This is a genomic window from Sphingobacterium humi, from assembly GCF_009768885.1.
Lineage (GTDB): Bacteria > Bacteroidota > Bacteroidia > Sphingobacteriales > Sphingobacteriaceae > Sphingobacterium > Sphingobacterium humi.
Genome location: NZ_WSQA01000002.1, coordinates 46553 through 59081 on the forward strand (window position 1 = coordinate 46553; position 12529 = coordinate 59081).

12 protein-coding genes are annotated in these 12529 nt (G+C 35.8%); 5 read left to right on the forward strand and 7 right to left on the reverse strand.

All coding sequences use genetic code 11. From position 1 onward, the window contains the following. Positions 1–375: 375 nt before the first annotated feature. The 3 genes from GQF63_RS02540 to GQF63_RS02550 all read right to left on the reverse strand — a co-directional run bounded on the left by GQF63_RS02540 (position 376) and on the right by GQF63_RS02550 (position 4285). Positions 376–2085: a hypothetical protein gene (locus GQF63_RS02540; RefSeq protein WP_160367550.1), complete on the reverse strand. Its 1710-nt coding sequence runs from the start codon at positions 2083–2085 to the stop codon at positions 376–378. Between the two features lie 577 nt (positions 2086–2662). Further along, complete coding sequence (locus GQF63_RS02545) at positions 2663–3184, reverse strand: PIN domain-containing protein (protein ID WP_160367551.1); 522 nt, start codon at positions 3182–3184, stop codon at positions 2663–2665. A 36-nt stretch (positions 3185–3220) separates the two neighbouring features. Then, entirely contained in the window at positions 3221–4285 is a 1065-nt protein-coding gene (locus tag GQF63_RS02550) for a helix-turn-helix domain-containing protein (RefSeq protein ID WP_160367552.1), read from the reverse strand. 531 nt (positions 4286–4816) lie between these two features. On the opposite strand from GQF63_RS02550, the gene GQF63_RS02555 reads away from it, so the two are divergent. Both GQF63_RS02555 and GQF63_RS02560 read left to right on the forward strand, forming a co-directional pair. Further along, positions 4817–6067 (forward strand): site-specific integrase, encoded by a 1251-nt coding sequence (locus GQF63_RS02555; protein ID WP_160367553.1) that lies wholly within the window; start codon positions 4817–4819, stop codon positions 6065–6067. Positions 6068–6239: 172 nt separating this feature from the next. After that, positions 6240–7160 (forward strand): hypothetical protein, encoded by a 921-nt coding sequence (locus GQF63_RS02560; protein ID WP_160367554.1) that lies wholly within the window; start codon positions 6240–6242, stop codon positions 7158–7160. Between the two features lie 54 nt (positions 7161–7214). On the opposite strand, the gene GQF63_RS02565 is transcribed toward GQF63_RS02560, so the two are convergent. The 4 genes from GQF63_RS02565 to GQF63_RS02580 form a co-directional block, all read right to left on the reverse strand. Then, the gene (locus GQF63_RS02565; protein ID WP_160367555.1) at positions 7215–7496 is read right to left on the reverse strand and encodes a helix-turn-helix domain-containing protein; all 282 of its coding nucleotides are present in this window, start codon (positions 7494–7496) and stop codon (positions 7215–7217) included. Beyond that, positions 7493–7837: a helix-turn-helix domain-containing protein gene (locus GQF63_RS02570; RefSeq protein ID WP_246163252.1), complete on the reverse strand. Its 345-nt coding sequence runs from the start codon at positions 7835–7837 to the stop codon at positions 7493–7495. Before GQF63_RS02570 ends, GQF63_RS02565 begins: the two co-directional genes overlap by 4 nt. Positions 7838–7889: 52 nt before the next feature. Beyond that, positions 7890–8273: a hypothetical protein gene (locus tag GQF63_RS02575; RefSeq protein WP_160367556.1), complete on the reverse strand. Its 384-nt coding sequence runs from the start codon at positions 8271–8273 to the stop codon at positions 7890–7892. Positions 8274–8781: 508 nt separating this feature from the next. Beyond that, on the reverse strand, positions 8782–9276 hold the full coding sequence (locus GQF63_RS02580; RefSeq protein ID WP_160367557.1) for a DUF3408 domain-containing protein: 495 nt from the start codon (positions 9274–9276) through the stop codon (positions 8782–8784). 548 nt (positions 9277–9824) lie between these two features. On the opposite strand from GQF63_RS02580, the gene mobA reads away from it, so the two are divergent. From mobA to GQF63_RS02595, 3 genes are all read left to right on the forward strand, one after another. Then, on the forward strand, positions 9825–10259 hold the full coding sequence (gene mobA, locus GQF63_RS02585) for a conjugal transfer protein MobA (RefSeq protein ID WP_160367558.1): 435 nt from the start codon (positions 9825–9827) through the stop codon (positions 10257–10259). 4 nt (positions 10260–10263) lie between these two features. Then, positions 10264–11529, forward strand: coding sequence for a conjugal transfer protein MobB (gene mobB, locus GQF63_RS02590; RefSeq protein WP_160367559.1), 1266 nt, complete (start codon positions 10264–10266; stop codon positions 11527–11529). 96 nt (positions 11530–11625) lie between these two features. Further along, positions 11626–12528, forward strand: coding sequence for a helix-turn-helix domain-containing protein (locus GQF63_RS02595; protein WP_160367560.1), 903 nt, complete (start codon positions 11626–11628; stop codon positions 12526–12528). Position 12529: the final 1 nt, after the last annotated feature.

The following is a 12529-nucleotide window of genomic DNA, read 5'->3' on the forward strand; positions in this document are numbered from 1 at the left end:
TAGAAATGTTCTAAATAGCCCCACTCCTTCGCTCTATGATTTTCATTACCATTATTGATGAATAATTCAAAATATTAGTTAACAACACACCCGTAGTAGCATTTTTGCAGTTTAAATAGGTAAAAATCATTATTCGGTAACATTAAATACCTAACATCCTTCGGTATTATAATGGTATTGTCATAAATTACCAAAAGAGAGATATTAGGTATCGTCATACGAATAATTGTAACTTTTGAGTAGAATAACAAGGCTGTAAGCTATTTAAAACAAATAAAAAAGGGAGCAAAAAGAATCCCCTTAGAATCTAGGTTCTAAGGGGATACAAATCCTTTGTACAATATTTATATTTCTGATAATAGAAACAATATTACCTTATTCTACATATTCCCATTTATAGAATGGCATTTCGACTCCAGCCAAAATCTCTCCACTCGCAACAATACTACGACCAACATGCAGTTTTAGGATAAGTTTTTCTATAAGAACTCCTTTCGCATCAGCAGACATTAATCGGAGATATACTAACTTATTAAACATTTGGAGGTCCACTGTCTTATTCGGATAAACTATCGATCCCGTTAGCCACAATGTGTTAACAGTTTCTTGGTTTGCTTTGTTAACTACCATAGGTTGTATATCAGCAAACACTAAAGGGCTTCCTCCAAAAGTCATAAATTGAAATTTATATTCATATATGCCATTACTTCCTATCCAAGCAAAATTAGGCTTACTTGGGAAATCAACATGTTCAACAATGAGTCTTGAATTACCTTGTATTTTAACTTTATCTCCGAATTTGACGTTTTCTATAACCGATTCTTTGAGGTTTAAAAACCGAAGCCTAGCGACACTTGCATTTATATTTTTTAAAGAGAACTTCTTAATTGTTATTCTTTTTTTTGATTTTATTAAATCTTCAGCAGCCAAAACAGCAAAAGTAGTATTCTCTTTTACCTGCTTAAACCCACTTAGCCTTACTTCTTCAATCTCCAGATTATCGGCTGCTCCTAATGAAAAACTATAATCTTTATCTTCAATAGCTTTGGCCTCTATTACTAACCGTTTCATTTTAGGAAATCCAGTTTCATGATTTATCGACAATGTTTTTAAGTGCTGTTTGTTGGGTAATACTAGAGCTGTTAAGGATGTTGTTACGATTTTAGGTAATATTAAGGTCTCCAATAAGTGAAATTTATCCGTAAAATCGATTACGCCAGCAAATGGAGAATTCCCTCTTTCGCCTTTTATTTCCAAATGTTTCAGGTTTTTAAGTTCGTCCATTTTTAATTCCCAGCTATTTGGTGCCTGATTAATATCAAGAATTAAGGTTTCCAAACTTTTCATTTGGTTAAAATCCCATACCGTTTCAATCTTTGAGCCTATGGCTAGATACTTTAAGCCTTTAAAATAACGAAACACCGTTGCCGCCATGCCTGCCTGTTCGTTTATATTATTTAAATAGATTTCTAACCTATCTACGCGTTCAAGATCCGTGCGTAAGTATTTAGTTGGCTTGCCTTGAATAGGTTTGATGTTATAATTTTCTAATAGCTTTTTTGCTAAACCCGCATTTTCCAAAACAACCTTCGGAAACTCAATTTCTTCTGTATTGTGCTTTAATAGGAGCGCTTCAAGTTCCTTCAACAATTTTGCCTTACGCGGCAATTTATCCGTTATCTTCTTGTGCTGTTCTTGCAGTTTAGCGTAATCCTCTTTGAAATTGCTAGGCTGTTCTTTCTGGAACTTACCTAGGCTCTCGAGTAACTCTTTAATGATTTTCACACTCTCAATCATCTGGGCCAAGGATGCTTTTTTGTTTCTATCCGTAACCTGGCTGTTCAATTTTTCTAACGTCACGATATCTTCTTCACTAATGCTGCTCTGTTCAGAAACTTCCAGGATTCGCTTTTCAGCAGCTGCGCCATGGTCAATTTTAGGAGCTTCATTCTTGTCGCAGGAAATCGTAAATGCAATAAGTAGTAGCGATAGGACAACCTTCCAACACGCGTTCATGCATTTCTTAGCATAGTTTAGGTTAGGAAAGGAAATAATCTGACTTGATTTTAAATCTTGATTTTTCATTTTGGTTCTGTAATTAAATATGGATGTATTGATGTTTATATGTTCGCAGAAAATGGCAGCAGTGGATTGCAATATAAATTGGAATAGTCCTAGTAGATTTTGCATCTTTTTTCAATCAAAAGCTCAGTATATAGGGAAAGGAAAAGAAGAAAAGGTGGTATACCTGGAAGGATGATCCACTTTTGCTAAAGGGAATTAAAGGGCTATACCATGATGATTTATTAGCTTTGTAAAATTGACTCATATATAGTGCAATCTGTATTCATTCATTTTACCACCGCCTTTTGTTTTGCAGAGGGCAATGATGGCATTGTATTTCCTAAATATTTAATTTATTAACTTAAACGAAGTTACAGGAATGATTGGAGATATACCAAAGAAACTTAGGGTTTAGCTAAAAGTCTGACAATCATTAAGATGTTGCTGTTGTTTTTTCTATTGAAGATCTACTTTTCGGTAACCTAAAATGAAGAGGATAGAGAGCTATTTTAAGGTTAGTTTATTGGAGCACTTAACATATATTACATGCAGAATGTATTGTAACGATTGTAACTTTCTATAAGACTTCCAAGAAATATTAATTAGAGTCTCCCCATAACATCAATCTCTTTTGTATCTCCTCAACTAATGGCTTATTGTTTTGATAGATGAAATTTGTTGTTACTAGTTGCTGTAATTTTATAGCAGCGTCAAAATTGGTTAGAATTGCTGATTCTACAAGCATATCGAATACCCAAATCATACCGTGATATTCAATACCTTTATTTTTCGCGAAGTTACGGACAGTTTTATCACTGCTCAAAACACAAGCATTTAATCTTTTGGCTATGTGCAATACAGATTTATCTGTTTGTGATAAGGATTTAGGATAAGGTTCTGATTGTATTTGAAGGTAATCTTCTTCTTTAAGATTATGAATTAAAAGCTTAGCAATAGATTGATAAGTAGTTAATACTTGTTGTTGTTCAACAAATAATTCAAAGTAAACAGAAGTTGTTGTATGAATATCAATTTCAAGTTGAAAAAATGCATTGACTAGATCTAAATCAAAAAGATCAATAAAAATACAAGCGTCTGTAACAGCTATTTTTAGTTTCATTAGTGCTACTTGTATTTAGTATTCATTGAATTGATACTAAAACATGGGTTGATGTTGCTTCTTAAATTCTGCCAATGATTGATTAGATAAGGCAGCTGCTTTAGACATAGAAATTTGGTCTTCAATCAAGGCTCTAAATAGTAATTGCTCAAAGCGATTACTTTCTTCAATTCCTTGATATTCGACGGATTCTTCTGCTTTCCAATTTTGCTGTTTTATTAAAAAAACAAACTGTTTAGCATAATTGCTATTGATAATACCGCAAACTTGGGCTCTCATCACTATTGTTTGCATGGAAATACCATATTGCTTTTTTATGTTTCCCAATTCAATAGTTGACAGCCTATTCCGATAATTACCCAATTCTGCTTTAATAGTATCTTCTGGAAGCAACATCGCGGCAGCAAACTGATGGCACAGGGTTTCTTTTTGCTTTTCGGTTGTATCAGCAAATACTAATAACAAATGTGCTAACTCATGAAGCAAAGTAAAACGTATTCTATCTGCCTTATTTGCTTTTCTTTCATTATATGCTATAACAGGTATGGTCTTATTAACAAATGTCTGCAAGCCATCAAAATCGTCATCCACATGAAGTCTTACCACTTTGATATTCTTATCTTCTAAAAGCTCAACGATGTTAAATAATGGCCCCGTACCCAATGACCATGCTTTTCTTAAGCGTTCTGCGGCTTTATTTATCTGCTCATAAGTGCTGACCTTTCCAAGATTTTTTAATGGATTATCAAAACTATGAGAAAGACCAATAATTTCTTCTAATTCTAAATACCGGGAAAGATACGCTTTGGTAGTTTCATTAATAATTGCTACCTCTTTTTGTGGCATTCTGCTTAGCTTACTATATTTAATATCGCTAAATTCAACTTTAGTTGTTGTAAAAAAATAATCAGGACTAATATGGAGCGCTTTGCTAAGCATGTTTATTTTTTCTGCATCAGGAATAACCTCTCCTTTTTCGTAACGATGCAAGGCTTGACGTGATAAAGTTCCACCTAATGCATCAACCAAATCCTGCAATGAGAAACCATTCATCAGACGGGCTGATTTAAACCTTTCCGCAAAAATTGCTTTTGTTTCCATTGAAGTACTGTATTTATTCTCTACAAGTTAATTTTATTAGTTGACAAATACAACACAAAAACTACACATTGTAACGGTTGTTATAATGCTTGAGAAAATTATATTTAGTCTAGATTTACTAGATAAAAACATTAATCTTTGAAGTACAATAAAATAGTTGAATTTAATTTTAAGTTGACAGAACACCTAATTTACCCAAAATTGTAAGCTTTACTTAATAAAACCTAATTAATCACATATGGAGTTATTAACGTATTTTTAAGTTTAAAATAAATTTTCAGTAAAAATACATCAAAGATTAATAACAGGGAAAACGATTGTAAATAAAGGCTTTACAATCGTTTTTTGATTTTTTGGTAATGATGTAAAAAGCAGAAAAAAGCGAGGTTAGGCAAAAGTAAGGTTACTAAAACGTTACTTTCAAACATTAGAATCAACCGCTTTAAAATGCTGTATTTCAGCTTTCTGCATAGTTTTTCATATTGTTCCGTAGCTCACATAGGTTTAATTTTATCATTAAGAATTGTGAGTATGGAAACGACAAAAAAATCAACGTTTAAGGTTCTTTTCTACCTTAAAAAGAATGCCCCGAAGAAGAACGGGAAAGTTACGGTTATGTGCAGAATTACCGTAAACGGTAATCAGTCTGCATTCAGTACAAAGCTGGATATTTCTGCATCAAATTGGGATTTGAAGTACGGCAGGGTTTTAGGAAAAAGCCGAGAAGCCCAAGATGTGAACGGCAAGCTTGATAAAATCCGTTTGGGCATTGAGGAATGCTATTCCAAAATTCTGAAGAACGAGGGGGCTGTAAACAGTACTAAACTTAAAAATGCCTTCCTCGGTATGGAAAGCGGAGAAATGACCTTTTTCAAGTTCTATGAACAGTTTCTTTCCGACTATGAGAAAAAGGTCAATAGCGGGCTTCGGGTAAATGGTACACGAAGTAAGTATAAAACACTATTAAGACATCTTCGTAATTTTGTACTTACAAAATACGGTTACTCCGATGTGTCTTTTAACGACCTTACTCCTGATTTTGTACAGGACTTTGATTACTACCTACGTGATGACCAAAGCTTGACACATAACACGATTTGGCTGTATATGATTGGCTTTACCACACTTTGCCGATTGGCAATGAGCAGAAAGCATCTTGCTTTTAATCCTTTCAGCGAGTACAAGAATACCAAAAAGGACAAAGACAGAGGTTATCTGTTGCGGAACGAGTTGGAACAGCTTGTAACGTTCAACTGCGAGAAAAAGAAAGACGAATTGGTTAAAGACCTGTTTGTTTTCAGTTGCTTTACTGGTCTTTCCTATTCAGATATGAAAGGGCTTAGAAACAGCAATATTCAGGATTTCTTTGACAGTAACCAGTGGATTATCATACGTAGGAAAAAAACAGCCACATCGTCAAACGTGATGCTGTTGGATATTCCCAAAATGATTATCGAAAAATATGCAGGATTTTCAAAGGATGGAAAGGTATTTCCTGTACCATCAAATACAGTCTGTAATGATAGCCTAAAGAGAATATCCCAACAGATTGAATGCCTGAAAGAAAAGAAAGTTACCTTTCATTTAGCACGCCATACGTTTGCCACGCTGTTTTTGAGCGAGGGCGTTCCGCTCGAAAGTTTGAGCAAAATGTTAGGGCATAAAAACATTGCTACCACACAGATTTACGCAAAAATTCTTAATGAGAAAGTTGGAAAGGATATGCAAAAGGTATCGCATAAGTTTAAAAGTATGGAAAGCTCTTTTGTGGTTCAACTTTAAAACTAATAATACCATTGACGAAAGCCAATGCTGTTTTTGCATTGGCTTTTTTGTATTTTAGCTATCTACAAATAACATCTCACATTAGTTAAACAAGACCAACCTATTTAGCTGTATTGCCTAGATTTTGTGAGAGTTATATTTACAATAATTAAAACAATATGATTGAAGTATGTTGACATATAACGAACGTATCGAATTAAGGGAAAAGTTGGCTAATGGAGAAATTTCATTAGAACTTGCCAAAGAACTATATTGGAAGGATTATAAAGAAGGACAACGGTCGTGGCACACAAAAGATTGGAAAGAAAGGCGAGCTAAAATTCTTAAAGAAAAATGCGAAATATGCGATAGTACAGACACATTAACAATTCAGCATCTTTCTCACCCCAAAAAATATTCCGACTACGAAAGAGAAATAACAAGAAAATATACTCAAATTTTCAAAGAAACTAATTCTGACCTTGATAAATCAGAATTTAAGAAACATATTGTAAAAAACTATGATTACATAGCTGTTCCCTTATGTCCAAATTGTGGAGACAACCGTCCCAACAAAAGAGTAAGAAAACTACCTCAATATCGTTGTGCAGTATGCAAACACGAGTTTGATCAACCAGTTTATAAATCGTTAGAAGAACTAATCACAATATTTTATACGGATGAGGAAGCTCTTGATGTTCGAGACAAGTGTTTTGTTTCAAAAGACAAATGGAAAAATACCCACAATTTATCAAATATAAAATATTGGTTTCAAAGAGAAAACGCTAAAACCAAAAATGAAGAAATAATTGGAAAAGAAGCATTTTTACTCTACTTAACTGACGACATAAAATATCTTTCATTTGAAGACACGATAACCGCATGTAGAAGATGTGCTTCTAACTATGACTTAAAAAATATGGAGTTATGTCCTAATTGTAAAGTACATTACAAAGGCATTCAGTATCCTACTTGCATACAATGCTTGCCAGAAGACAAACGAAAAGCTGCATTAGAAATGGTTGAATTTGGAAAAGAATGGCGGGAATGCACGATAAACTTGGAATTTAATCCCCTACACGTTTATAAAACACCACAGCGCACTGCTTGAAGCAGTGCGCTGTTTCTTTAATTGACTGATACGGTTACAGTTTCAGACAATCGGCTAGCGCTGATAGTTATCTTCCAACACCTTGATAATATCGCTTTCACGGAAAAGAATTTTCCGTTCGAGTTTGATAAAAGGTATCAGTCCGTCATCTCTGTACTGTTGCAACGTCCGTTTGCTGATGTGTAACATCTCGCAGACCTGTTCGCCTGAAAGATAAATTTCCCCTTGCAATAAAGGGTGGAAATATTCCCTGATATACAGCAGTTCATTTTTGATACCTACCACAGCTTCGAGCAGGGCAAGCATATCTTCGTTTGAATTTCCAATCTGTTTCATTTCTTTTGCTTTTTTAATGGTCGCTCTCCCTGCATAAGTAACTCCACTTCGGATAATCTGAAATACGTTTTCCGATTGATTTGCGTTGCTCCAAGAATGCCTTTTGCCCTATACGTCTGCAACGTTCTTTTGCTGATGTTGAGCAATTGGCAGGCTTCCTGTTGGTCGAGCCATTTAGTTGCCTGTTGCAGTGCTTTGTAGGGTGTAGTCATTTCCGCTATCAAATTGGAAACTTCCTTAACTTCCCTATGCAATGCTTTCAAAATCTGAATGTCTAAAACTGTTATTTCCATATCTGCATCATTTAAACCTCTAAAATAAAAGCTATTCACATAGGTCATTTTAATGTTGCATCCGATGGCGGTATTTGGCGTACAGTTGCCAAATACTAGGCTATAATCCTAACTTTGGTTTCTTACTTTTAGGACGAGACTGTTGCGTTATGATTGTATTGTCCATTTTTAAAGCAGGCTTTTTATAGGTCTGTATAGCCTGATTTTTTTCTTCATTTTTGAAGTCCGAACGGATAAGCGTTTTTGTCGCACCTATTATGCTTTCAGGTTCGGAAGTCTGTTTTTGTTGTTCAGTACGTTTTCCCCCGAATAGCCTGTTCCAATCTATTAAGCCTTTTGCTTCCCTGAACTGACGTTTTAAATTAGCGATGAAATTGGAAATCGGGTCGCTCTTCTTATCAACCTGTATCAAAGGACTATATTCTTTTTTTCTGATTTGTTCTTTCTCTTTCTGCTCTTTGTCAGGTATTACTTTTTGTGCCATAGGTTCAAAATTTGCACCCAATATAGAACACAAGGGAATGTGTTGTTTTCATTTGGCATTATGTGGCAGTATTTGGCTTATGCTGGCACAATATGAATAGAAAGTAATCCTCAAAACACTTTAAATTTTCCTCGCAAAGCCCTCACACATTTAAAGAGTTTTGTAAGGATAAAGGAAAGCATACAAAAAACATCCTATCCTTAGCCCTTACGTGTTTTTTATACCCTTTCTTTGATTGGAATTGATTAAAAAAAGAATAACAAAGGGAGCAAAGATAAGGCGGACAGCCACCGCACCACCCAACCAAAAGACTACGGCATAATGGCAGGGCAAATATGGTGGCTTCGCCGAGTTTGTTGTGTGCCCTGCCACCCTTCGGGACTTATTCCGTTTCCTTTTGGTTTTTCCGCCTGTCCCCCTTGTTAAAATGGCTTTCTTTTTTTTCTGTTTTTTTCTTTTGGAAAATAATTTTAAGAGGTAGAAACGTACCACCCACCACGTATAGTTATCAAAACAACGGTTTGTGTTTCTCGTTATAGATTTCGCTAATCAATTCCCCAAACTCCTGAAAGTGGTATTCGATTATGTTGTCCAGATACGCATAAATCGTCAGTTTGTCGATGCCCATAATATTTGTAAGCCTGTTAAATGTTTCGTGGTGTTCCTGCCGTACATACACTGATTTCCCCCTGCTTGCCGTTGTCGTGGGAATTTTGAAGAACCGTCCGCAGTAGTCCTCTTTGGTCAGCTTCTTTGGCTTGTAAATCATCCTTCTTGTATTACTCGCAGGTGTTTTTGTGTTTTCCGTTTCAGTTTCCGAAGGTTCTTCGCCTGCCATTACACGCATAATAGCTTCCTCATCTACTTTGGGTTTGACAAAATCTTCCCGATGTGTTACTGCCTGTTGTTCCGTGAAAGATTGTTTATTTTCATCAGTTATGAAATTTTCAATAGAGAAATCCTCTTTTTCGGGTTGCTGATTTTTGTTTTCTTCGTGTATCATATCTGTCATTTTTAATATTATATCCAATTAGCTGTTTGGTTAACTAAGCAATCAGCTGTATATACAGTTGTATCTATGTAACTACCTATCTACCTAAGCACCTGCAGACCCTTAATTGGTTAGTTCATTAACTCAAAAATCTGCAATTCGTCTGCATTCAATCACGCAGATTTACTGTCGGGATTTATGCTGTTTTAGTTACTTCCTTAAGGATATAACCAATCAGCTAGCTAGCCATATACAAAGGAAATAAAAGCAGTCCCAATCTGCTTTAAGGTGGTATTCAGTGGCATCATTTGGCGTTCATTGTCATTGTTGTAAATAGCTGTTATTCAAATAGTCTTACCGAAATTTGTAATGGAAGCGATGGGTTTTCCCTGCTAACTACAATCCGTTTGCAAAACGGATTTTTCTGAACCCTTGTTCAGAGCAAGTTATCTCTTGAGGTCCTCGAAATAAATTTCAGCATCTCAAGAGCACTTGCCCTTGCAGGGGGCAGGAAACGGCTCCGAAGTCGCTCGTTTATGTAAAATTAAAAATGGATTATTATGGAAGAAAAAAACAGAAAACAGATTAAGAAATCAGGAAGAAAACCAAAGATTGACCCTGCGGTAAATCGGTATTCCATCAACCTGAACGCAGAGGACAATGCCAAATTTCTTGCCCTCTTTGACCAATCAGATATGAAAGTAATCGCCCATTTTATTACCGCCTGCATCTTTCAAAAGACCGTAAAGACCGTAAAGATTGATATGGATGCAATAGAATATCACGAAAAGTTGACCCGATTTTTTAGCCAGTTCCGAGCAATCGGAACAAATTACAATCAGATTGTGAAGATATTATACCACAATTTTTCGGAGAAAAAAGCAGGAACCTACCTTTTTAAATTGGAAAAGAAAACCATAGAATTGGTACAAGTTACTAAAGAAGTCATCCGTTTGACACAAGAATTTGAAGAAAAACATCTGAAAAAAGAGTAAAGTTATGATTGCAAAAATTGGAAAGGGAAGCAATATGTATGGAGCGATTTTGTACAATCAACAGAAAGTAGATAAAGAAAACGGAGCAGTTCTGCTCTTGAACAAGATACCTGACACAGTTGACGGCAAGTATTCCGTAGCCTATTTTAACAAATGCTTTGAGCCGTATTTATCGGCAAACATCAAAACGGAAAAGACGGTACGCCATATTTCGCTGAACCCAGATCCTGCGGATAAGGTCAGTGATGAACAGTTTACAGAAATGACTCAGGAGTATATGGAGCGTATGGGTTACGGCAGTCAACCTTATATTGTTTTCAAGCATACGGACATTGACCGAACGCATATCCACATTGTTTCAACCTGCGTAGGTATTGACGGAAAGAAAATCCTCGATGATTACGACCATCCACGCTCAATGTCAATCTGTCGGGATTTGGAAACGAAATACAATTTGCATAAGGCAACCGAACAAGAGCAGAAACAGGGCAATAAAGTTTTTAAACCTGTTGATTATCAACGTGGAGATATAAAGAGCCAAATTGCTTCGGTAGTACGGCATTTGCCAAAGTATTACAGCTTTTCAACTATGGGAAGCTACAATGCTTTGCTATCACTTTTCAACATTACAGTAGAAGAAGTCAAAGGCGAACGTAACGGTCAAACTGTAAATGGATTGGTCTATTTGGCATTGGACGAGAACGGAAACAAGGCAAGCAATCCGTTCAAAGCATCGCTATTCGGAAAAGATGCAGGGATTGCACAGCTTCAAAAGCATTTTGAGCAGTCCAAAGAGAAAATGAAGACCAATCCTGCAAGGTCTGTTCTGAAAAATACGGTGGAGCTTGCCATACATACCACAAGCAACGAAACAGATTTTAAAAAGCAGTTGACTGAGCAGGGTATTAATACAGTTGTAAGACGTAATAGTGAAGGACGAATTTACGGTATGACCTTTACTGACCACGAAAGCCGTAGCGTTTGGAACGGCTCACAATTAGACAGAAACTTGTCGGCAAACGTATTCAACGATTGGTGGAACGACGGAAATAAACCCGAATTGAAGATACAAGATAGACCTGTTTCCAAAACAAATGAATTGGACAGCCTTCCAACAAAAGACCTCTTTGAATTCATTTCACAGGAACATTCGCGTAATTTCGATTTGGGATTGTTAAGCTTGTTACCCGATGCACAGGGTGAAGATTACGAGGAGGAACAGTTTGCTAAACAAATGAAGAAAAAGAAGAAAGGGAGAGGGTTGAGATAGTATGAATAATAAAGGTAAAAAAACACATATACTAGTGGTTTAAACAATATTTTTTATAAATTTAATCCATGTCGGAAATGAAAAAAATGGAACATAATGCAGGTCAAATTCTACGAATCGGATACTTTACTTAAAAATTATATATTGATGTTCGCCTACGCAGAGCTTTCTGTAAACGAGCTTTCAAAAACAAAATTTTTACCTGATAATGCCACCTCGCTTACTTTGTTTCTAAACCAAAATCCTTTAGTAACAGATTATTTCACAGGCAATACCGTTAATTACAGAATAGCTTTTGCAGGACAGCATTCCAAATCCGTGCTTTATACATCTAATGAGAACATCCGAATTATAAATATCGATTTTCTACCTTGGGGAGCTTACTCCGTTTTTGGACTAGAACAATCACAGTTCCATAATATCACCGTAGATGCTACCGAATTATTTCCGGCATTAAAAGATTTGTTGCCCGATTTGGAAGCTCATTTGCACGATGATGAGTACTGCATGCGGATTTTGGAAAAATTTCTGATTGCCGAACTGCAAAAACGGTCAAAAACAACTGACGAACGTATCATTAAAGTCAGCCGGGAAATTACAGAAAAATCTGGGAATGTGCCGATAAAGGAAATTTGCAAAAAAGTGGATATGTCACATTCTGGGCTAACCAACCATTTTACGGAAATTATAGGTGTTAACCCCAAATTATTCGGACGTGTTGCCAGGTTTACTGCCGTTCAAAATTTTTTGGGAGAAAATCCCAATGCAGGTTGGTCAGATATTGTACACCAGTTTGATTATTTTGATCAAAACCATTTTATCCGTGAATTTAAACAGTTTACCGGAGCTGTTCCAAAAGACCGTAGAAAATGGGAAGCTTTGTTCAATCCCCTGAAGAAAGCCATAGAAGAAGGTTTTGAAACCGATGCCGAACAAATGAAACGTTACCGGAATGCTTCCCTATATCAGATTTTGCATTACATTAGTCCAGAACATTAGT